This window comes from Kosakonia sp. SOY2 (genome assembly GCF_027109175.1).
Lineage (GTDB): Bacteria > Pseudomonadota > Gammaproteobacteria > Enterobacterales > Enterobacteriaceae > Kosakonia.
In genome coordinates this window covers 52877-75214 of the sequence record NZ_JAPVXH010000008.1, presented here as the reverse complement: position 1 = coordinate 75214, position 22338 = coordinate 52877, and the positions used below count along the sequence as shown (strand labels likewise).

21 protein-coding genes are annotated in these 22338 nt (G+C 56.2%); 3 read left to right on the top strand and 18 right to left on the bottom strand.

All coding sequences use genetic code 11. From position 1 onward, the window contains the following. The 9 genes from tatD to udp all read right to left on the bottom strand — a co-directional run bounded on the left by tatD (position 1) and on the right by udp (position 7931). Positions 1–783, bottom strand: coding sequence for a 3'-5' ssDNA/RNA exonuclease TatD (tatD, locus tag O3S68_RS23220; RefSeq protein WP_269232627.1), 783 nt, complete (start codon positions 781–783; stop codon positions 1–3). A gap of 42 nt (positions 784–825) precedes the next feature. Then, positions 826–1590: a Sec-independent protein translocase subunit TatC gene (gene tatC / locus O3S68_RS23215; protein WP_020456043.1), complete on the bottom strand. Its 765-nt coding sequence runs from the start codon at positions 1588–1590 to the stop codon at positions 826–828. A 2-nt stretch (positions 1591–1592) separates the two neighbouring features. Continuing rightward, positions 1593–2117, bottom strand: a complete 525-nt coding sequence (gene tatB / locus O3S68_RS23210) for a Sec-independent protein translocase protein TatB (RefSeq protein ID WP_045512964.1) — start codon at positions 2115–2117, stop codon at positions 1593–1595. A 3-nt stretch (positions 2118–2120) separates the two neighbouring features. Beyond that, positions 2121–2384 carry a Sec-independent protein translocase subunit TatA gene (gene tatA / locus O3S68_RS23205; protein ID WP_020456041.1) on the bottom strand — a complete coding sequence of 88 codons (264 nt, stop codon included), beginning with the start codon at positions 2382–2384 and terminating at the stop codon, positions 2121–2123. Between the two features lie 116 nt (positions 2385–2500). Beyond that, complete coding sequence (gene ubiB / locus O3S68_RS23200) at positions 2501–4141, bottom strand: ubiquinone biosynthesis regulatory protein kinase UbiB (RefSeq protein WP_020456040.1); 1641 nt, start codon at positions 4139–4141, stop codon at positions 2501–2503. Then, positions 4138–4743, bottom strand: a complete 606-nt coding sequence (gene ubiJ / locus O3S68_RS23195) for a ubiquinone biosynthesis protein UbiJ (RefSeq protein WP_020456039.1) — start codon at positions 4741–4743, stop codon at positions 4138–4140. Before ubiJ ends, ubiB begins: the two co-directional genes overlap by 4 nt. An 11-nt stretch (positions 4744–4754) precedes the next feature. Next, positions 4755–5510, bottom strand: a complete 756-nt coding sequence (ubiE, locus tag O3S68_RS23190) for a bifunctional demethylmenaquinone methyltransferase/2-methoxy-6-polyprenyl-1,4-benzoquinol methylase UbiE (RefSeq protein WP_020456038.1) — start codon at positions 5508–5510, stop codon at positions 4755–4757. Positions 5511–5576: 66 nt separating this feature from the next. After that, entirely contained in the window at positions 5577–7034 is a 1458-nt protein-coding gene (gene rmuC / locus O3S68_RS23185) for a DNA recombination protein RmuC (RefSeq protein ID WP_044489543.1), read from the bottom strand. Between the two features lie 135 nt (positions 7035–7169). Then, entirely contained in the window at positions 7170–7931 is a 762-nt protein-coding gene (udp, locus tag O3S68_RS23180) for a uridine phosphorylase (protein ID WP_020456036.1), read from the bottom strand. Positions 7932–8190: 259 nt separating this feature from the next. On the opposite strand from udp, the gene O3S68_RS23175 reads away from it, so the two are divergent. Next, a complete protein-coding gene (locus tag O3S68_RS23175) occupies positions 8191–8997 on the top strand; it encodes a dienelactone hydrolase family protein (protein ID WP_020456035.1) in 807 nt (268 codons plus the stop codon). A 32-nt stretch (positions 8998–9029) separates the two neighbouring features. Here O3S68_RS23175 and O3S68_RS23170 read toward each other — a convergent pair whose 3' ends face one another. The 4 genes from O3S68_RS23170 to metE all read right to left on the bottom strand — a co-directional run bounded on the left by O3S68_RS23170 (position 9030) and on the right by metE (position 15132). Continuing rightward, positions 9030–10058 carry an ABC transporter ATP-binding protein gene (locus O3S68_RS23170; RefSeq protein ID WP_269232626.1) on the bottom strand — a complete coding sequence of 343 codons (1029 nt, stop codon included), beginning with the start codon at positions 10056–10058 and terminating at the stop codon, positions 9030–9032. Beyond that, positions 10046–11758 (bottom strand): ABC transporter permease, encoded by a 1713-nt coding sequence (locus tag O3S68_RS23165; RefSeq protein ID WP_269232625.1) that lies wholly within the window; start codon positions 11756–11758, stop codon positions 10046–10048. The genes O3S68_RS23170 and O3S68_RS23165 overlap by 13 nt, the downstream gene beginning before the upstream one ends. Positions 11759–11761: 3 nt before the next feature. After that, a complete protein-coding gene (locus tag O3S68_RS23160; protein ID WP_269232624.1) occupies positions 11762–12739 on the bottom strand; it encodes an ABC transporter substrate-binding protein in 978 nt (325 codons plus the stop codon). Positions 12740–12870: 131 nt separating this feature from the next. Further along, on the bottom strand, positions 12871–15132 hold the full coding sequence (gene metE / locus O3S68_RS23155) for a 5-methyltetrahydropteroyltriglutamate--homocysteine S-methyltransferase (RefSeq protein WP_269232623.1): 2262 nt from the start codon (positions 15130–15132) through the stop codon (positions 12871–12873). Between the two features lie 235 nt (positions 15133–15367). Here metE and metR point away from each other — a divergent pair, with 235 nt between their 5' ends. Further along, positions 15368–16321 (top strand): HTH-type transcriptional regulator MetR, encoded by a 954-nt coding sequence (gene metR / locus O3S68_RS23150; protein WP_020456030.1) that lies wholly within the window; start codon positions 15368–15370, stop codon positions 16319–16321. On the opposite strand, the gene O3S68_RS23145 is transcribed toward metR, so the two are convergent. From O3S68_RS23145 to pldB, 3 genes are all read right to left on the bottom strand, one after another. Further along, on the bottom strand, positions 16209–17108 hold the full coding sequence (locus O3S68_RS23145) for a carboxylate/amino acid/amine transporter (RefSeq protein ID WP_269232622.1): 900 nt from the start codon (positions 17106–17108) through the stop codon (positions 16209–16211). The two genes, metR and O3S68_RS23145, sit on opposite strands and share 113 nt — an antisense overlap. 104 nt (positions 17109–17212) lie before the next feature. Beyond that, a complete protein-coding gene (gene yigL, locus O3S68_RS23140; RefSeq protein WP_269232621.1) occupies positions 17213–18013 on the bottom strand; it encodes a sugar/pyridoxal phosphate phosphatase YigL in 801 nt (266 codons plus the stop codon). A gap of 25 nt (positions 18014–18038) precedes the next feature. Then, positions 18039–19031: a lysophospholipase L2 gene (gene pldB, locus O3S68_RS23135; protein WP_020456027.1), complete on the bottom strand. Its 993-nt coding sequence runs from the start codon at positions 19029–19031 to the stop codon at positions 18039–18041. Between the two features lie 109 nt (positions 19032–19140). Between pldB and rhtB the strand changes: the two genes are divergently transcribed. Further along, on the top strand, positions 19141–19761 hold the full coding sequence (rhtB, locus tag O3S68_RS23130) for a homoserine/homoserine lactone efflux protein (protein WP_020456026.1): 621 nt from the start codon (positions 19141–19143) through the stop codon (positions 19759–19761). Between the two features lie 37 nt (positions 19762–19798). On the opposite strand, the gene rhtC is transcribed toward rhtB, so the two are convergent. Then, positions 19799–20419 (bottom strand): threonine export protein RhtC, encoded by a 621-nt coding sequence (gene rhtC, locus O3S68_RS23125; protein WP_020456025.1) that lies wholly within the window; start codon positions 20417–20419, stop codon positions 19799–19801. 61 nt (positions 20420–20480) lie between these two features. Next, positions 20481–22307 (bottom strand): ATP-dependent DNA helicase RecQ, encoded by a 1827-nt coding sequence (gene recQ, locus O3S68_RS23120; RefSeq protein WP_045512953.1) that lies wholly within the window; start codon positions 22305–22307, stop codon positions 20481–20483. Positions 22308–22338 lie beyond the last annotated feature (31 nt).

Genomic DNA, 22338 nt, shown 5'->3' with positions numbered 1-22338 from the left:
TTAAAAATCCACGCCGAATAACCGCCGCACGTTCTGATCCGTTACTGAACCCAGCCACTGAGCCTCTTCCCCACGAAGCCCGGCAACTGTGGCAAGAATATGCCCTAACAGGGCCGGTTCATTACGCCGCGACGCAGGCTTTGGTTTGAGATCGCGCGGCAACAAGTAGGGCGCATCGGTTTCAATCAATAGCTGCCCGGCGGGGATCAGCGGAACCACTTCACGTAATTCCAACCCGCGACGTTCATCGCACACCCAGCCGGTAATGCCTAAGTAAATACCGCGATCGAGACACTCTCGTGCTTCCTGCGCCGAACCGGTGAAACAGTGCAGCACCGCACCGGGCAACTTATCCAGCCACGGATCCAGCAGCGCCAGGAACCGTTCATGCGCATCGCGGCAGTGCAGAAACACCGGCATGTTTAGCTCAGCGGCCAGCGACAGCTGCGCACCGAAAGCGTACTCCTGCTCCTGCGGCGTCGAAAAATTACGGTTGAAATCCAGCCCACATTCACCCACGGCAACGACTTCCTCGGTAGCTGCCAGCGTGCGGATCGTCTCTGCGGTTTCATCGGTCCAGCCACTACTATCATGCGGATGCACACCGGCAGTGGACCAGCAATGACGATAGCGTTGAGCAAGTTGCTGTGCCTGATGGCTTTCATGCAGGTTAGTTCCGGTAATGAGCATACCCGTCACACCCGCCGCTTGCGCCCGTGCCACGATCTCATCCCGGTCTTTTGCAAACTGGCTGCTGGTTAAATTCACACCGATATCAAACATGTTTTTTCCCATACAACAACCGCCCTGACGGGCGGCTGGTAATTACTCTTCGCTGGTTTCTGTTTCGTTCTCTTCATCCGGAATGCGGCGCTTGCCGACGTAGAAGCGAGCAAAAAAGACGCCGACTTCGAACAGGCAATACATCGGTATTGCCAGTAAGGTCTGCGAGAAGACATCCGGTGGCGTTAGCAACATACCAATAACGAACGCGCCAACCAAAACGTACGGACGTTTTTGCCGCAAGTCCGCAGGCGTGGTCACGCCCATCCAGCACAGCAGCACGATAGCAACCGGCACTTCAAACGAGACGCCGAAAGCCATAAACAGCGCCATCACGAAGCTAAGATAACTGGCGATATCGGTAGAAACCTGCACGCCTTCCGGCGCGGTGTGTGTCAGGAAACCGAAGGCCAGCGGGAACACTACGAAATAGGCGAATGCCATGCCGATGTAAAACAGCAACGAACTGGAAACCAGCAGTGGCACCACCAGACGACGTTCATGCTTGTATAACGCCGGAGCGACAAACGCCCAGACCTGATACAAAATGACCGGCGCGGAAAGGATCAGCGACACCATAAAGGTCAGTTTGATCGGCGTAAAAAACGGCGAGGCTACGTCGGTGGCGATCATCGTCGCGCCCAATGGCATCTGCTTGATGAGCGGTGCGGAAACCAGTTGATAGATATCATTCGCGAAGTAAACCAGCGCGAGGAAAATCACGATAACGGCGATAATGCAGTTCAGCAGACGCTTACGCAGCTCAATAAGGTGTGCGATCAGCGGTTGGGTATCGTCTACAGCCATGTTCAGGATTTATCACTTGAAGAAGGTGTGGAGTCGGAAACCGGCGAGGCCGTTTGCACCGTGGTAGTCACCTGCGGCGCTTTTTTCGTTTCTGCAGCATCGGGGACTTGCTGTGGCGAACTGGCCTGATTTTCAGCGGCGGCAGGCGTAACGCCTTCATGCTGCGCTTCGTTATCTTTCACCACCGGGTTATGGATGGTATGAGCTTCATCACTGGCTTTTTCGGCATCGTTAGCGCTATAGGAGCGCTTCATTGATTCCGCCGCCTGGCGCAGCTCATCCATCGACTGCTTTAACTCTGGCGTCAGGTTTTCCAGGCTCGCTTTTTCCACCTTTTTCAGGCTGTCCTGGAACTCCTGCAGCTTCAGTTCCTGCGTTAGTTCATTCTGCACCGTCGTTGCCAGCGAGCGCAGCGCGCGGACCCAGCCCGCTACAGTGCGCACAGCCACGGGTAGCCGTTGCGGCCCTAATACCACGAGGCCAATGATGAAAACGAGTAACAGTTCGCCAAAACCTATATCGAACACGAATTACACCTGCTCTTTGTCGTGACGTTTTTCGTCTTTTTTAGCGTCGTCGGATGTCTTGCTGTCGGAAAGAGATGTTGCCGTAAAATCCGCATCTTGTGCCGATTTATCCTGCTTTTCCTCTTTATCGTCATCACCCATAGCCTTTTTGAAGCCTTTGATGGATGCGCCAAGGTCTGAACCTATAGAACCGAGCTTTTTGGTGCCAAAGAGCAGCACCACGATGACCGCAATAATCAACAACTGCCAAATGCTGATACCACCCATACATAGTCCTCTGTAACAGATGATGTTAAAAACAGGCCCCAGTATACACTTTATCCATTAAGCTGCCTCTTTGTTGACAGCTTCTGTGCACCAGGCCCACCCGGGCGGCGTTTCGCTTAACGTGTTTTATACCAACCCACAAACCAGGCCAGAACGCCACCTACCATTAGCCATGCAGGCGTTAAACCCCACTCTGGTCGATTAATCAGTAACAGCGTACCGCTCAGTAAGAGCGTCGCGCCAATACCAAACAGATAGCGTGATTGCCCCTGGCGCACATGATTTGCCTGTAATTCACTGGCAATCTTATCCACGCTTTGCTGCAAATGCTTGCCTTGCTGCAACCCGTTGTAGATCAGTTCAGGAATTTCCGGCATTTTCTCGATCCAGAATGGGCCTTTCTCTTTCAACGCTCTGACCAGCGCCGGAATACCCACCTGATCTTTGATCCACGTTTCAAGGAAAGGTTTCGCGGTTTTCCATAAATCCAGTTGCGGATAGAGCTGACGGCCGACACCTTCGATATAGAGCAATGTTTTCTGCAACAGGACCAGTTGCGGCTGCACTTCCATATTAAAGCGACGTGCCGTATTGAAGAGGTTGAGCAGCACATGCCCAAAGGAGATTTCCGCCAGCGGCTTTTCAAAGATCGGCTCACACACGGTGCGAATGGCAAACTCGAACTCTTCTACATTGGTATCCGGCGGAACCCAGCCTGAATCCACATGCAGCTCCGCCACTTTGCGATAGTCGCGGTTAAAGAAGGCAATAAAGTTTTCCGCCAGGTAGCGCTTATCTTCTTTGTTCAGCGAACCGACAATACCGCAGTCAATACCGATATATTGCGGATCTTCCGGGTGATCGTAGCTGACGAAAATATTGCCAGGGTGCATGTCGGCATGGAAAAAGCTGTCGCGGAAAACCTGGGTGAAAAAGACCTGCACACCGCGTTCGGCCAGCAATTTTAAATTGGTGCCGTTTTTCTCCAGCGCCGCCACATCGGAAACCGGAATGCCATAAATACGCTCCATTACCAGCATATTTTGGCTGCAATAATCCGAGTAGATTTCCGGCACGTACAGCATTGGGCTGTTTTCAAAGTTGCGGCGCAACTGGATCGCGTTAGCGGCTTCGCGCAGCAGATCCAGCTCATCTATCAGCGTCTTCTCATACTCGCGCACCACTTCACGCGGGCGCAGGCGACGACCATCCGGTAACAGGCGTGGAACCCAGCCCGCCAGGCGGTAAATCAGTTTCAAATCCGCTTTGATCACCGGCAGAATGTCCGGGCGGATGACCTTAATCACCACCTCTTTTCCACTCTCTTTCAACCGCGCTGTATGCACCTGCGCAATGGACGCAGATGCCAACGGTTCGATGGCGAAGTCATCAAACCAGGTTTCCACCGGCAGATCACCCATCGCTTTTTCAATCTGCTTTTTAGCGAGATGACCATCGAAAGGCGCAACGCGGTCCTGCAACATTGCCAGTTGATCGGCAATCAGCGGCGGGAATAGATCACGGCGAGTAGACAACATTTGCCCGAACTTAATCCACACCGGCCCCAGTTCCTGCAAGGCAAGACGCAGGCGTTCCCCAAGCAATTTTTCTTTGTGCCGGTTTGGCATCCAGAACAGCGTCCGCCGCCATAACCGCAGCGGCAGAGTGATACGCATTTTGGGAATGAGCTCATCAAGCCCGTAACTTAAAAAGGTTTGGATGATGAAATAGAGGCGCCGTAATTCTCCAGGCGTCATTTGCCCTCCAGTTTATCCAGGCGTTTGGCTAAGGCATCCGCAGCCCTTTCCACAGCAGCCGTTTCTTCAGCAAACCAGGCAACTTCCAGTGCGCCCGGCGCAAGGCGCCACTCTTCCGTCAGCACTTCAGCGACATAGCGTTGCTGGCGTTGAAAACCGTGTTGCAGAAAGCGTGCCCCGCCGCGCAGGAATTTACTGATCCCCTCAGCGGCGATATCGCCTGTCCATGGTGCGAGGATCTCGGCAGGATCGAATTCCGCCAAATCCATCAGCGAAACCAGGTTTTGCACCACCTGGATATCGCCCTGCACTTCCAGCTCGCCGCTGCGAATAAGCGCAGTCAGCTGCTGGCGGTCACGCAGCTTCGGCAGTACCCGCAGTTGCGTAATCACGGAACAGTCAGCCTCACCTTCCCACTCGCCTAATACATCAATCTGGCGCTCACTGAACACCAGCACAAAGGGGGAAGAGAACTCTTGCAGCACTACGCGCAACACCTTGCCATGCAAACGCTGGCGCGCGGGTTTCAGCGCGCCTTCACGGTATAAAAACGTATTCAATACACGTTCAATTCCGGCGGCAACCATCGGCTTAAAAGGCATACGCACTCCTGTCAGAATTTGTAGCCACGGTGCAGAGCAACGATACCGGCCGTCATGTTGTAGTAATCGACGTTTTCGAAACCGGCGTCCTGCATCATCGCTTTCAGGGTGTCCTGATCGGGGTGCATACGGATGGATTCAGCAAGATAGCGATAGCTTTCCGCGTCGTTTGCTACCAGTTGACCAATACGCGGCAGGACGTGGAAAGAGTAAGCGTCATAGGCTTTGCTCAGCGGTTCAATAATTGGCTTGGAAAATTCGAGCACCAGCAGGCGACCGCCCGGTTTCAAAACGCGGAACATGGAGCGCAGCGCTTTCTCTTTTTCCGTCACGTTACGCAGACCAAACGAGATGGTGATGCAGTCGAAAGTATTGTCCGGGAACGGCAAGGCTTCAGCATTTGCCTGCACATACTCTACGTTACCAATCACGCCGAGGTTGCGCAGTTTCTCGCGCCCCATTTTCAGCATCGAGTCGTTGATATCTGCCAGCACAACCTGGCCGGTTTCACCCACCAGGCGGGAGAACTTCGCCGTCAGATCGCCCGTACCACCGGCCAGATCGAGAACTTTCTGCCCGCGACGCACGCCGCTGCAATCAATGGTAAAGCGCTTCCATAAACGGTGAATGCCCATCGACATCAGATCGTTCATGACGTCATATTTTGACGCGACCGAATGGAAGACATGCGCCACCATGTCGGCTTTGTTTTCTTTGGCGACGGTCTGAAAACCAAAGTGTGTTGTCTCTTTTGAATCTTCCGCCATCTTAGTGCCTGCTATTCAAGAAATTGTTTGTGAAGTGTATCAGATTGGAGGCGATTGCCCTACGATTCAACCACCCGAAGAAGCCTTCGATTCGGGCTCCTCGTCCGCGGCCATGCTCTCTAATGCATTGTCTTCAAAGCAATCGAGGGAATCGTTTTGCCCGGAACGCAAACGAAACTCTTCGTCCTGATCCTGTGCTTGCGCCGCCAATTCCGGATTAATCTCGCGTTTGATTTCGACACCGAGCCCGCGAAACGCCTCGGCCTGGGCCAGCAGATTGCCGCGCCCGGAACTCAGTTTTTTCATCGCCTGACGGTAATTGTCCTGCGCTTTATCCAGACTCTGGCCAATGGATGACATGTCGTCAACGAACAGGCGCATTTTGTCATACAGGCGGCTCGCCCGCTCCGCGATCTGCTGCGCATTGCGGCTTTGGTGTTCATACCGCCACAGGTTGGCGATGGTGCGTAGCGCCACCAGCAGTGTCGTTGGGCTGACCAGCATAATGTTATTTTTCAGCGCTTCGGTGATCAGTTCGGGCTGCCTGTCGAGCGCAATCAAAAAGGCCGGCTCCACCGGGATAAACATCAACACATAATCCAGGCTGCGCAGCCCCGGCAGTTGCTGATAATCCTTACGACCAAGCAGACGAATATGGTTGCGTACCGAGGCGATATGTTCCTGTAACGCGCCTTCGCGCGTAAAGTCGTCGTCGGCATTGAAGTAACGTTCGTAGGCGACCAGCGTCATTTTGGCGTCGATTACCACGTCTTTGCCCTGCGGCAGACGCACGATCACATCCGGCTGCATTCGCGCGCGATGGTCATTTTCAATACTGACCTGGGTTTCGTATTCATAACCTTCACGTAAACCAGAGGCTTCCAGTACGCGGGTCAGCACCACTTCCCCCCAGTTACCCTGGGTTTTGTTATCGCCTTTCAGCGCGCGCGTAAGGTTAATCGCTTCCTGCGCCATCTGGGCATTGAGCTGTTGCAGGTTGCGAATTTCATGCGCCAGCGTATGCCGTTCACGCGCTTCCTGACCAAAACTCTCCTGCACCTGGCGACGAAAGCCATCAAGCTGCTCGCGCAGCGGCGTTAGCAGACCGTTCAGACTTTGTCGGTTTTGTTCATCGACGCGGCGATTGCTCTGCTCAAAGATGCGGTTAGCGAGATTTTCGAACTGCTCGCTCAAGCGCTGCTCGCTGCTGTGCATCTGGCGCAGCTTCTCTTCGGCATGTAACTGGGTAGCTTCCAGTCGGGTAGTCACTTCGCGCAAATCAGCTTCCAGCGAGCTATTGATATGTTGCAGGCTGCGCAGCTCGTTATTGAGCAGCTCGCACTCTTCGCGCCAGTGTTCGTTTTGGGTTATCTGCTGCCGGGCGGCGCTCAGTTCGCTAAAGACATCTCGCTGCTCCGCGAGCAGATCCGCCTGCTGCTGCGCCCCGCGCCAGCTTGCTGCCAACCAGCCGACCAGTAAACCCGCCAGCGCAACGGCTGCCATGACGATGATTGAAGTGTCCACCACGTCCCCTTAGTGATAACGCATATAGCGGAGGATTGTGCTGTATAAACGTCCAGTTTGGAAGGGGTTTTCCTGCGAAGCAGTACGCAAAAAGAAAAGGCCGAACGTGTCGGCCTTAGCAAACGGGAAGGTGAATTACAGAAGACGACGCGCCGCTTCCACCACGATTTTCACCGCGTGGCTTTCGGTCTGCTTCATGGTTTCCGCATTCGGGATCTCTTGCTGGGTGCGGTTTACAATCACACCGGCAACCATACCGGCACGCAGCCCCTGGCTTGCGCACATGGTCAGCAGCGTGGCGGATTCCATTTCATAGTTCATCACGCCCATGGATTGCCACTCTTCCATGGAACCTTTAAAGCGGCTCACCACGCGGCCAGAGAAGGTGTCGTAACGCTCCTGGCCTGGGTAGAAGGTGTCAGAAGAGGCAGTCACGCCGATATGTTTCGTTGCGCCAATCGCATCCGCTGCCGCAACCAGCGCGGTAGTGCACTCAAAATCCGCCACCGCCGGGTACTCCATCGGCGCAAAGTGCAGGCTCGCGCCGTCAAGGCGCACGGACGCGGTGGTGATCAGCACGTCGCCAACATTGATGTGCGGCTGAATCGCACCGGTGGTGCCCACACGCAGGAAAGTGCGGATGCCAAGCTGCGCCAGTTCTTCTACGGCGATAGAGGTTGACGGGCCGCCGATGCCGGTGGAACAAACGATAACCGGTTTGCCATCCAGCTCTGCGCGCCAGCTGGTGAATTCGCGGTGGGATGCCAGTTTGACCGGCTTATCCATCAGCGCGGCGATCTTTTCCACACGCTCCGGATCGCCAGGGACGATGGCCAGCGTAGCCCCTTGTAAATCGTTTTTGGTGAGGCCGAGATGAAAAACATCAGACTTGGACATAACAGACTCCTCTGTGGTCGGTTTTATCAGTAGAGGCAAAAAGATACTTTACAGAAGGCACGGACATAATTTCGTGACTGATATCACCATGAATGAAACTGATTGCAGTTCATTTCCATAAATTAGTGATTTACATCACATTAACACGACACATCCCACAACTCAGCAGCAAAGATAGTCTACGGCACGGTGATTTGCGCGCGCGGCAGGCCTTCCCGTCTATAGTTATTGAAGCGCTAAAAAAGGTATGGAGAATGCCATGACAACCAACAACACACCAGGCTTTGCACCTGCGGCTTCACCCCTTGCTTCAACCGTTGTTCATACGTCGGAAGACGCCTTAATCGCAGGCGAAACGTCTATTCCGACACAGGGCGAAAATATGCCCGCTTTTCACGCCCGGCCGAAAAATGCCGAAGGTCCCTTGCCGATTGTCATTGTGGTACAGGAAATTTTCGGCGTGCATGAGCATATTCGCGATCTGTGCCGCCGTCTGGCGCTGGAGGGCTATCTCGCCATCGCGCCGGAGCTCTACTTCCGTCAGGGCGATCCGAATGATTTTGCCGATATTCAAACCCTGCTGAGCGGCCTGGTAAGCAAAGTACCGGACGCGCAAGTGCTTGCCGATTTGGATCACGTCGCCAGCTGGGCGGCGCGTAACGGCGGGAACGCTCACCAACTCTTAGTGACCGGTTTTTGCTGGGGCGGGCGTATCGCCTGGCTGTATGCCGCGCACAATCCGCAGTTGAAAGCCGCCGTCGCCTGGTATGGCAAGCTGGTGGGGGAAAAATCACTTAATTCTCCGCGCCATCCGGTGGATATTGCCACTGAACTTACCGCGCCAGTGCTCGGTTTATATGGCGCGCAGGATACCGGCATTCCGCTGGAGAGCGTGGAAACCATGCGCCAGGCGCTGAGAGCCGCGAACGCCAAAGCGGAAATCATCGTCTACCCCGAAGCGGGCCACGCGTTTAATGCGGACTATCGTCCGAGCTATCACGCAGAATCCGCCGCTGATGGCTGGCAGCGGATGCTGGCATGGTTTGCGCAGTACAGTAAAAAGTGACGGTTTGCGCCGGAGTAGATGCCCGGCGCACCTCATGCTGTTTCGAGACGCCAGCCCTGGGTCAAACGTACCGCCACGACCTGTTTGCATTGCAGCGGTGCATGATGAAAGGCACTCAGCGTTTGCCCATCGCGCAGGCGTAAATCAAGCAAATAGCGCTCGCCCTGATAAATGCAGCTTTGTACCTCAGCGCTCAGTCCCTCACTCGTTACCTGCACATGCTCGGGGCGAACCAGCACCGGCTGGTGAAGATTCGCGCCAGTATGCGCCAACCCAGCATGCATCTGCGCGCCATCCAGTTGCTGTACCCCGGCGGGCGTCGCCAGCATCAGCACACTCCCCTTACCAATAAAACGCGCCACCCAACCATTCTGCGGCTGCTGATACAGCGCCTGCGGTGCGCCCCATTGCATCAGTTCTCCCTGGTGCATCACCGCGATATGGCTGGCGAGCGCCATCGCTTCCGCCTGATCATGGGTGACATAGACAAACGTTGCGCCAGTACGGCGATGAAAATCACGGAAAGTCTGTTCCATGGTGGCACGCAGATGGCGATCGAGGTTTGCCAGCGGTTCATCAAGCAACACCACTTGTGGCTCCGCGACCAGGCAGCGCGCCAGCGCCACGCGTTGACGCTGACCACCGCTTAACTCTTGCGGCGAACGTGCGGCGTAAGCACCCAGTTCAACCACCTCCAGCGCGTCCATCACCTGCTTGTGACGCGCAGCGCCGTTCACATTGCGCAGCTTTAGCGGGTAGCCCACGTTCCCGGCAACCGTCATATGCGGCCACAGCGCATAAGACTGAAAGACCATCCCCATATCGCGCTGCTCCGGCGGAGTGTGCAGCGTTTTATCTGCCAGCAGACGATCGCCCAGCCATAAGCGCCCTTCGCTCAAGGTCTCAAGCCCCGCAAGAATACGCAGCGTAGTGGTTTTGCCGCAGCCACTTGGCCCCAACAGGGCGGTAAACGCCCCCTGCGGAATGGTCAGATTGATATCCCGCACCACGGTCTGGCCGGCAAATGCTTTGCTGAGATGTTCCAGTCTCAGCTCTGCCAAGGGATCACTCCTTTTGGTAAATAGCGGCCAAGCGCGCTGAGCAACAGCATCACCAGCGCCACCAGAATGACAACCAGCACGGAAAGCGCCGATGCCAGCACCTTATCGCCGCTCTCATCAAGGTTAAAAATCACCACGCCCAGCGTCTCTTTCCCGGCGCTCCACAGCAGCGCCGAGACGGTGAGTTCATTCACCGCTGTGAGGAATACCAGCAACGCCCCGGCAAACGCCGCCGGTGCCAGCAACGGCAGGACGATATGGCGCAGTCGCCGGGAGAAGTTCGCCCCAGCCAGGCTGGCCGCTTCTTCCATTGCGGGATCCAGTTGCAGCATGCTGCTGTGCACTGGCTTCAGGCAAACCGTGAGGAAACGTGCGAGGTAGGCGAAAAAGATAATACCCAGCGTGCCGCTAAGGCTGATATCGATCAGCGGCAATGGGCCAGCAAACAGCAGAATACAGGCAATCGCCAGCACCACGCCGGGCAAGGTATAGGGGATGTCGATAATTAAATACAACCAGCGCAACGGCCGGTTCGGGTAGCGCACCAACAGCCACGCCAGCGGCAGGCTGAGCAACATCAACACCACAGCCGCCGAGATCGATAAAAACAGGCTGTTGCTGAGCGCGCGTAACGTGGCGCTTTGCGCATCAAAGATCCCTCGCCAGGCGGCAAAGGTAAGCGTTTCACTATTCAGCGCGACGCCAAGCGTCGGCACCAGCGAGGTGGTAATCAGCGCCACTAGCGGCGCGAGCAGGATGGCACACAGCACTGCCGCCAATAATAACTCGACCGCCAGCCGCCATTTGCCGAGGGTGAAACCCAGCGCGCGCCCCGCCATGCCAATCAGCGGCAGCGCATAACGCCGCTGCATGTGGCCTTGCAGCGTGACAATGCCAATTGCCAGCATCCCCATCAGCACCGACAGCGCCGCCACGTCGTTCAGCATCGCCGGGCCAAAGCTGGAAAGCGTCTGATAGATATACACAGGCAGTACAAAGTAGGAAATCGGGATGCCCAGCATCGCCGGAATACCAAAATTACCGAGCGCCGAAACAAACGCGATCGCCGCCCCGGCCCACAATGCAGTACGGCACAGCGGCAACACAATGTCGAAGAACACCCGCCACAACGATGCGCCATGAAGGCGCGCGGCTTCAATATGCTCTTTTGGCAAACACTGTAGCTGGGTGCGCAGCGCCAGAAACACCAGCGGCGCATGCTGAATACCGAGCAGCAATGCGATGCCTTCTGCCGAATAGAGTGGGTTGCTGCTGCCAAACCCCGGCGCAAGACCAATGCTATTGAGCAAGATGCTGCCCGGCCCCAAAAGTTGCAGCCAGCTTAACGCGGTGACCTGCGGCGGGATCATCATCGGCAGCATAAACAGAAATACCCACACCTGTTTGAGGCGGATATTGGTCAGCGCCAGGCAAAAAGCGAACAGGCTACCCAGCAGCAGTGACAGCAGCATGCCCAGCCCACTGGTATACAGGCTGTGCCACAGCGCAAGCCAGGTGGAAGGGTTGCTCATCACACGCCACAAACTGCTGTCGCTGCCGTGGCGCCCGTCAACCAGCGCAGAGACCAGCAACCGCAGGCTGGGCAGCAGGCTCAGTAGCGCAACAAGAAACAATAACAGCCAGAGCAGCCCTTTTGCCGGGCCGCCGCTGGCGTGCTGGCGCAGCGTCATACTGGTCATCAATTAGCGGTTTCCGAACAGGTCGGCAAAGCGTTTTTTATTGGCTTCCGTCTCGGCCAACGCTTTTGCTGCATCAAACGGCATCAGCTTGATGCTGTCGCGCGGCGGGAACCCGGCCGGAACCGGCAAGGTGGCGTCGGCGGGCAGATAGCCCTGCTGGAGCACCAGTTTTTGCCCCTCATCCGAGAGCACAAAGTCGATAAACGCTTTCGCCGCCTGCGGGTTTTTCGCGTTTTTCATCATCGCTACCGGCTCGGTAACAATGCTGACGCCCTCTTTCGGGAAGACGAACTCAATCGGTGCGCCTTTGGCTTTTTCGCGGATCGCCATGTAATCCACCAGCACGCCATAGGCTTTGCTGCCGGACGCAATCGCGCTCATCACCGCGCCGTTACCGCTTTGCGGCATCGCACCGTTCTCTTTTAGTTTCTCGTAGTATTGCCAGCCGAGCGCCGGATCGTTCATCAGCGTCGCCTGGTGGATTTGCGCCGCGCCGGAATAGAGCGGGCTTGGCAGGGTGGTCATGTTTTTCAGCTCCGGTTTGAGCAGATCCTGCCAGGAGCTTGGCTTAACCGGGGCTTTGCTGTGATAAGCAATACCGGTGGTGATCAGTTTGGTGCCGTAGTAGTAGCCCTCTTTGTCATACAACTGCGCATCAAAACGCGTCGCTTGCGGTGATTTATACGCCGCCAGCAGGTTTTGCTGTTTCAGGGATTCCATGGTCACGCTGTCTGCAATCAGCAGTACGTCCGGGGCGGCGCCACCGGCGGCTAACTCTGCCTGCAAACGCGCGGTCAGCTTGGTAGTTCCGTCGCGGATCCATTTCACTTCAATGTCCGGGTGCGCTTTTTCAAAGGCGCTGACGGTCATTTGCGCATCTTCATTGGGCTGGCTGGTATAGAGCGTCAGAGTGGATTTGGCGAAAGCTGACGTACTGATGATGGCCAGCAGTACCGCTGCCAGCACTCTTTTTTTATTCATGGTTCAGTCCCCTGTGTTTTCGTTGCGACGATTTAAACAAGGGAGTTTGACAAAAATGTTACCGAAGCGATGTTGGTTTGTTACAGAGGAATGACGCGCCGCCGGTTTCACACCGGGCGGCGCGGTAAGACTTACTGCTGACGCAGGTTCTGCGCGGCTTTCACCATGTTCGCCAGCGCGCTACGGGTTTCCGGCCAGCCGCGGGTTTTCAGGCCGCAGTCCGGGTTCACCCACAAACGTTGTGCCGGGATACGCTGCGCGGCTTTTTGCAGCAGTGCTTCGATCCACTCGACACTCGGTACGTTCGGCGAGTGAATATCGTACACACCCGGGCCGATTTCGTTCGGGTACTCAAACTCTTCGAACGACTCCAGCAATTCCATATCCGAGCGCGAGGTTTCAATGGTGATCACATCGGCATCCAGCGCGGCGATGGAATCCATGATGTCGTTAAACTCGCAGTAACACATATGGGTATGGATCTGCGTGTCATCTTTCGCCACCGCCGCGTTGATGCGAAAAGCCTCCACGCCCCAGGCCAGATAGGCATCCCAGTCGCTGCGACGCAGCGGCAAACCTTCGCGCAGTGCCGGTTCATCAATCTGGATAATGCCAATCCCTGCCGCTTCCAGATCCGCCACTTCATCACGCAGTGCCAGCGCAATCTGTTTGGCGATGGTTTCGCGGCTCACGTCTTCACGTGGGAACGACCAGCAAAGAATGGTCACCGGGCCGGTCAGCATCCCTTTCACCGGTTTATCGGTCAGCGACTGCGCATACTTCGCCCACTCGACGGTAATCGCTTCCGGGCGGCTGACGTCGCCGATAACCACTGGTGGTTTTACGCAGCGGGAGCCGTAGCTCTGCACCCAGCCGTTTTGTGTAAAGACGAAGCCATCCAGGTTTTCACCGAAGTACTCCACCATGTCATTACGCTCGGCTTCGCCATGCACCAGCACGTCTAAGCCCAGACGCTCCTGCTCGACAATCGCCTGTTTGATATGTTCGGCGATACCAGTGCGGTAATTACCCGCGTCGAGATTGCCTTTTTTGAAATCCAGCCGCAGGCCGCGAATCTCGGTAGTCTGCGGGAAAGAGCCGATAGTGGTGGTCGGCCAGGCAGGCAGCTTAAAGCGCTCGCGCTGGGCTTTCGCGCGCTCGGCGTACGGGCTGTTACGCTGGCTGTCCTGCGCGGTGATCGCCGCCAGACGCTGCGCTACTGCCGTGTTGTGAACGCGCGTAGAGTGGCGACGCGCCTGAATCGGGGCGCTCCATTCCACCAGTTTTTCCGTATTACCGCTGTTCAGCGCATCGCGCAGCAGCGCCAGTTCCTGGCATTTTTGCAGGGCGAAGGCGAACCAGCTTTTCACTTCCGCATCCAGACGCGTTTCAACACTCAGATCGATCGGGCTGTGTAGCAAAGAACACGAAGAGGCAACCCACAGCGGACGTTTACCGGCCACTTCGTTGATTTGCGCATATTTCTCGGTGAGATCGGCGCGCCAGACGTTACGACCATTCACCAGACCGGCAGAGAGCAGCCAGTCAGCAGGCAGACGCGAGTGCAGCTCGGCCACGTTGTCCTTGCCGTGTACTAAATCAACGTGCAGCCCTTGCACCGGCAGCGCGGTGATCACATCAAGGTTCGGCGTGACGCCTTCAAAATAGGTGGTCAGCAGCAGCTTCAGCTGGCCGGAAAGCGCGTCGTAAGCTGGTTTAAACGCATCCAGCCAGGCTTGTGGCAACTCCAGCACCAGCGCCGGTTCGTCGATTTGTACCCACTCAATACCGCGTTTTGCCAGCTCGCCGAGCACCTGTTTGTAGACCGGCAGAATGTCGTTCAGCAGGCTTAAACGATCAAACTGTTCGCCTTTCACTTTGCCCAGCCACAGGTAAGTGACCGGGCCCAGCAGCACAGGTTTCACCTTGTGGCCGAGCGCCAGCGCTTCGTCTACTTCGTCCAGCAGTTGCGTCCAGGTCAGTTTGAACTGCTGGCCTTTGCTGAACTCCGGCACCATGTAGTGGTAGTTGGTGTTGAACCATTTGGTCATTTCCGCCGCTGCCGCCGGTTCGCCGGTTGGCGCGCGGCCACGACCAATGCGGAACAGGGTGTCGATATCGACGGAACCGTCGTTGTTCTGATGACGAGCCGGCACATTGCCCAGCAGCAAGCTGGTGGTCAGAACATGGTCGTACCAGGCGAAATCGCCCACCGGCAGCATATCGATACCGGCCTCTTTTTGCTGCTCCCAGTGGCGGGCTCGCAACTCGCGCCCTACCGCCAGCAGCTCTTCACGGGTGGAGTTACCCGCCCAGTAGCTCTCTTGCGCTTTTTTCAGCTCGCGGCGCAGGCCAACGCGAGGGAAACCGAGGGTGTGATTAAGAATTGTCATTTTTAGCCTCTTCAATTGGGTTAATCCAAAGGATTTCGGATTAAGGGAAGGCGGCAAGTTCATGAATCCCCAGGAGCTTACTGAAGTAAGTGACTGGGGTGAAAGAGCGCAGCCAACGCACCATTAATTCGAAAGACACAGGATTTTTAGACGTCCAGATGTTTACACATCCATATTGTGTAGGTACTGTATATTCCTCAAGCGCAAAATGTTCATGCCGGAGTGAAGGACTTTCATGATCGAAATTAAACACCTGAAAACGCTACAGGCGTTACGAAACAGCGGGTCGCTGGCGGCAGCGGCGGCAACGCTGCATCAAACGCAGTCCGCGCTTTCCCACCAGTTCAGCGATCTGGAACAGCGCCTTGGCTTTCGTCTGTTTGTGCGGAAAAGCCAGCCGCTGCGCTTTACGCCGCAGGGTGAAATTCTGCTGCAACTGGCGAATCAGGTGCTGCCGCAGATTAGCCGCGCGCTGCAGGCCTGCAATGAGCCGCAGCAAGCCACGCTGCGCATCGCTATTGAGTGCCATAGCTGTATTCAGTGGCTGACACCTGCGCTTGAGAACTTTCGCCAGAACTGGCCGCAAGTGGAGATGGATTTCAAATCCGGCGTCACGTTTGATCCGCAACCTGCGCTGCAACAGGGCGAGCTGGATCTGGTCATGACCTCCGACATTCTGCCGCGCAGCGGTCTGCACTATTCGCCGATGTTTGATTTTGAAGTGCGTCTGGTGCTCGCCCCCGATCATCCGCTGGCGGCGAAAGCGCGCATCACGCCGGACGATATCGCCAGCGAAACGCTGCTGATCTACCCGGTACAGCGCAGCCGCCTGGATATCTGGCGTCACTTCCTGCAACCGGCGGGTGTGAGCCCGTCGCTGAAAAGTGTTGATAATACGCTGCTGCTGATTCAGATGGTTGCCGCGCGGATGGGCATTGCGGCGCTGCCGCACTGGGTGGTGGAGAGTTTTGAGCGCCAGGGTCTGATAGTGACCAAAACCCTGGGCGAAGGATTGTGGAGCCGGCTGTACGCCGCCGTGCGCGACGGCGAGCAGCGTCAGCCGGTAACGGAAGCGTTTATTCGTTCAGCGCGGAACCACGCTTGCGACCATCTGCCGTTTGTGCGGAGCGCGGAGCGACCCAACGGCGATGCACCCACAGCGAGGCCATTATCACCGCACCACCAATAATAAAGCTCGGCCAGTGCGGTTGTTCCTGCCAGATCGCGAGGTTAACCAGTAACCCGGCGGGAACATGCACATTGTTCATGATGCCGAGCGTCCCGGCATCCACCTGCGTGGCGCCGTAGTTCCACATAAAATAACCCAACCCGGATGCCACCACGCCAAGCCACACCAGCACGCTCCATTGCAGCGTCGTGGTCGGCAATTTCTGCGGATTACCCATCACAAACCACGCCACAACGGCGACCACGAATGCGCCAAGATAAAACCAGGCGAACGCGTTGTGTTGCGGCATCGGGCGCGTCTCCATCAGGCGTTTGTAGCCGACCATACCAATGGCAAAGCTGATATTCGCCAATTGCACCAGAATCAGACCAATCCAGAAGTGATCGCTCACTTTGTCGTAGCGAATAATCGCCGCGCCAATTACCGCCAGCCCGGCGCTCAGCGCGTAGCTCCAGCGCAGCCCGCGCTTACTGAGCAGATCGTAAATCAGGGTGACATACAGCGGTGTGAAAACGGTAAACAACAGGAATTCAGACACCGTCAGGTAGAGATACGCCTGGAAGCTGAACAGGTACATAATGCCCAGCTGCAACGCGCCCACCAGCATGTACAGGCCAATGGTCTTGAGGTTATGCCCACGCGCACGCAGAAACGGTAAAAAGACCAGCGCCGCCAGCCCCACACGCATCAGCACGGAGAAGTAGCTGTCGACATGGCCCGCAAGGTATTCGCCAATCAGGCTAAAAGAGAAAGCCCACAAAATAGTGGTGATGATGAGTAACGCCACAATGAATGTCTCTTCGATGAGTGGACAGGCATTGTAGCGAACTCAGTTGCGCAAAGTTTGAGTATTTAGTTGACGAGTGGTTAATTTAAAACCACTCGTCAATCTTATTCGAGGAACAGCTTACGCAGGTAATGCGGTACGGCGTTATCGGCGTTGGTGCCAATCACTTCCAGCTCCGGGTGCAGTTCTTTCAGGCGCTGGTGAGCGTTACCCATAATGCAACCTTTGCCCGCCATCGACAGCATTTCCGCGTCGTTCATGCCGTCACCAAAGGCGATACACTCTTTCAGGCTATAACCCAGCGCGCTTGCGACCGCTTCCAGCGCATGGCCTTTCGACACGCCGCCCGCCATCACTTCCAGGCAGGTTAAGGTAGAGAAACTGACGTTCACGCGATCGCCCCAGCGGGCGTTGATGGCCTGCTCCAGCGGCAGCAGTTTTTCATGGCTTTCACATGTGAAGAAGACTTTGCTGATCCCTTCCGGCTCCAGCAAACCCGGCTCATACAGCGAATACTGGAACACCGCTTCTTTAAAGAAACGCATCTCATCCGGGCGGTGGCGGTTCATGAACCACTCATCGTTGCGGTAGACATTGGTAATGATATCCGGCTCGTTATGCACCACGCCGAACAGATCGGTGGCGATGTCGCGATCCAGGTTATGGGTGAACACCAGATTGCCATCGGTGTCGTGTACCCGCGCACCGTTGGAGGTGATCATATAGGCTTTAATGCCCAGATTGTCGCGGATTTGCCCGACATCCACATGGTGGCGGCCGGTGGCGAAGACGAAGTTGACGCCGCGCGCGGTAAGCAGTTTTAACGTTTCTTTGGCAAAGGGCGACAGTGTGTGGTCGGGGGAGAGCAATGTGCCATCTAAATCAGATGCAACAACCTGGTACATAAGAAAATTTAACCTCAATAATTCATCAGTTATGCCGGTCGAAGAATTCGACGATGGCGTTGAGCGCGACCGAGCGCATGGCGTCCTTTTCAAAAAGGATCTCATGGTACGCGCCTTGTATGACCAGCGGTTTCCCCCCTTCACAAGGGTGACCCGCTGCGGCGCGTCGTTCACAGAAGCGTTGATGCATGCGGTTATCCACCACGTGCTCCTCTTCTGCCTGAATAATCAATGTCGGCGTGGCGTCTTTTTCCGCCCCCGCCAGCGCGTGTTCACCGGCGAGGATCCCTTCGCGTACCCAGTGCCAGGTGGGCCCACCAACGCGAAGCTGCGGTTCATCGGCATAAAAACGCAAATTACGGCGATAGCGCTCGCGGCTGTGGGTTAACACGTTTATCGCGAACGGCAACGGGCGCCAGCTCCCGGTGCCAATGGCGTAACCCTCACGAAGACTCGGGTAGCTTTCAGCCCAGTCCAGCAACGGGCGCACCATCCATTCAGGCAGGCGAATGATAATGCCGAACATGGGCGCGCACAGGGCAATCGCATCGCAGGCTTGCGGATAGCGCTGCAAAAACAGGGTGGAAATGGCACCACCCATCGAATGGGCAAGAATATAGCGTTTGCGCCACGGCCCGCTGGCCACTTCCTGATCCCAGAACGCCGCCAGATCGTCGACATAATCGCTGAATTTCACCACATGGCCACGATGCGTGTCCGGCAACATTCGCCCGGAACGCCCCTGGCCGCGATGATCGATAATCAACACGTCATAACCGAGGTGGAACAGGTCATACGCCAGCTCTGCGTATTTTACGTAGCTTTCGATGCGGCCGGGACAAATCACAATAACGCGGTCGTTACTTTGCGCGCGAAAACGGACAAAACTGACCGGCACATCGTCCACGCCGGTAAAGACCGCTTCTTCCCGCGAACGCCAGAAATCCATCAGCGGTCCCATGGTAAAAGCCGCGAACGCTTTTTCTCTGGTTTCCCATGTCGATTTGTGCCGAAACATTGGGATTTCGCCCCTTTTAGCCATGTAAAATCGTTTTTTTGTGACCAATAGCAAATTCCGCTGCCAATAGCGTATTGTGGCATAAAAACCGATATCCAGGGAGTTTCTCATGACCTTCGAATGGTGGTTCGCCTACCTGCTGACATCCTTAATCCTGAGCCTGTCCCCCGGCTCCGGCGCGATTAACACCATGTCCACGTCCATCAGCCACGGTTATCGCGGCGCGGCGGCCTCGATTGCCGGGCTACAAACCGGTTTAGCCATTCACATCGTGCTTGTCGGTGTCGGTTTAGGCACATTATTTTCACGCTCGGTGCTGGCCTTTGAAGTGCTGAAATGGGCGGGCGCGGCTTATCTGATTTGGCTTGGCATCCAGCAGTGGCGCGCTGCGGGCGCTATCGATCTCAATACGCTGGCAAAAACCCAAACGCGCGGGCGTTTGTTTAAACGCGCCGTATTCGTCAATCTGACCAATCCGAAGAGCATTGTTTTTCTCGCCGCACTGTTCCCGCAGTTTATCGTCCCGCATCAACCGCAAGTGATGCAGTACGTGGTGCTCGGCGTCACCACCATCGTGGTGGATATCATTGTGATGATTGGCTACGCCACGCTGGCGCAGCGCATTGCGGCATGGATCAAAGGCCCGCATCAGATGAAAGCGTTGAACAAAGTGTTTGGTTCGTTGTTTATGCTGGTCGGCGCGCTGCTGGCATCGGCAAGACACGCCTGAAAAGAGAGCCGGATAGCGGCTATCCGGCGTTTATCGCTTAGCGGGAAATAATCAGGTGGATACCAAAACCGGCGAACAGTGCGCCAGCAAAACCATCAATCCACTTCGCCAGACGCTGATAACCCCGACGAATTTGCGGTAAGGCGAACAGGCTGGCGACCACGGTAAACCAGGCAAAAGTTTCCACCGCAATCAGCATAAAAATACCCCAGCGCGCGCCAGCGCCCACGCTATCGCCAACAAACAGTGAAAACACTGAGCCAAAGTAAATGATCGCTTTCGGGTTAGCGAGATTGGTCAGTAACCCTTTGATAAAGCTGCGTCCGCTGGCGGCCAGCTCAACCTGCGGCGCATCGCTGCTTTGCGGCCCTTTCTTCAGCGCGCCGCGCAACATCTGGTAGCCCATCCAGCATAAATACAGGCCGCCGCCGACCATAATGATGTTATGCAGCCACGCCATTTTTGCGAGGATCAGGTTCAGGCCGAGCAGTGCCACGCCGGCCCAAATCATGACGCCGGTGGTGATACCGAGCACGCCCATCATCGCTTCTTTGCGCGAGCGGCTGACGGCGGTTTGTGAAACGAAGAAGAAATCGGGGCCGGGGCTCATCAGTGCGACGATATGCACCAGCGCCACGGTGAGAAATAACATCAACATAGATAACTCGCGGGAAAATAGTTCAGGGGGAAACCATCCTCCCATTTTTTTCGCAGGCTGACTACTCTTCTTCGCCGTCGACATGCGCGCGGATCAACGCCATGAACTCCTGGCCGAAGCGTTCAAGTTTGCGCGTCCCCACCCCGTTGACACTGAGCATCTCACCGGGAGAGAGCGGCATCTGTTCGGCCATTTCAATCAGCGTGGCGTCGTTAAAGACCACGTACGGCGGAATATTCTCTTCATCGGCGATCGCTTTACGCAACTTGCGCAGCTTGGCGAACAGCTTGCGGTCGTAATTGCCGACCGCCGCTTTCTGCATCACTTTCGGTTTCAGCGCCACCATACGCGGCACCGCCAGCATCAACGGGACTTCACCGCGCAGCAGCGGACGCGCCGCTTCGGTGAGTTGCAATGCCGAGTGCTGAGCAATGTTTTGTGTGGCGAAGCCTAAGTGAATCAGTTGGCGGATCACGCTCACCCAATGTTCGTGGCTCTGCTCGCGACCAATTCCATACACCGGTAATTTGTCGTGACCAAACTCGCGGATGCGCTGATTGTTCGCCCCGCGCAGTACTTCCACTACATAGCCCATACCGAAACGCTGATTCACGCGGTAAATAGCCGACAGCGCTTTTTGCGCGTCCTGCAACCCGTCGTACTGGCGCGGCGGATCGAGGCAAATATCGCAGTTACCGCAGGGCTCCTGGCGACCTTCGCCAAAGTAGTTCAGCAGCACCAGACGGCGGCAGGTTTGCGCTTCGGCAAAGGCGCCCATCGCATTGAGCTTGTGTCGTTCGATATCCTGCAGCGGCCCGGCGGGCTTCTCTTCCAGGCAGCGGCGCAGCCACGCCATATCCGCCGGATCGTAAAACAGCATCGCTTCCGCAGGCAGGCCATCACGCCCGGCGCGACCGGTTTCCTGATAATAGGATTCGATATTGCGCGGAATGTCGAAATGCACCACGAAGCGCACGTTGGGCTTATTGATGCCCATACCAAACGCCACCGTCGCCACGACAATTTGCAGGTCGTCGCGCTGGAACTGTTCCTGTACGCGCGCCCGCACCTCGTTTTCCAGCCCGGCATGGTAAGCCGCCGCGCTAAAACCACGGCTTTGCAAACGGGCGGCGGTGTCTTCCACTTTCGCCCGGCTGTTGCAATACACGATGCCGCACTTGCCGCGCTGCTCCTGCACATAACGCAGTAGCTGATCGAGCGGCTTAAATTTTTCCATCAGCATGTAACGAATGTTCGGGCGGTCGAAGCTGCTGACCTGAATCAGCGGATCGTGAAGCCCCAACAAACGTTCAATGTCGCGACGGGTTGTGTCATCGGCGGTGGCGGTAAGCGCCATAAACGGCACGGAAGGCAGCATCTGGCGTAACTGGCCCAGCGCGGCGTATTCCGGGCGGAAATCATGGCCCCACTGGGAAATACAGTGCGCTTCGTCCACGGCCAACAGCACCGGATTCCACTGGCGCAGCTGATCGAGGAAGTTGTCGAGCATCAGGCGCTCGGGAGCGATATAAAGCAGGCGAATCTGGCCGTTGCGACAGCCGTTGATCACCTCAAACTGCTGTTCGCGGCTCTGGGTAGAGTTCAGGCATGCTGCTGCAACACCATTTGCCAGTAGCTGATCGACCTGATCTTTCATCAGCGAGATGAGCGGTGAAACCACCACCGTCAGGCCATCTAATACCAGCGCCGGAATTTGGTAACACAGGGATTTCCCGCCGCCGGTCGGCATCACCACCAGGCAGTCGCGGCCGCTGAGTACGGTGTCGATAATATCCTGCTGGCCCGGGCGGAATTGCTGGTAGCCGAAGGTCTCTTGCAGAACCTGTTTCGCCAGCGATTCCTGATTCAATACTTCCGCCTGTGCCACTCTGACCCCATTTGCCTGAAATAAAAACAGG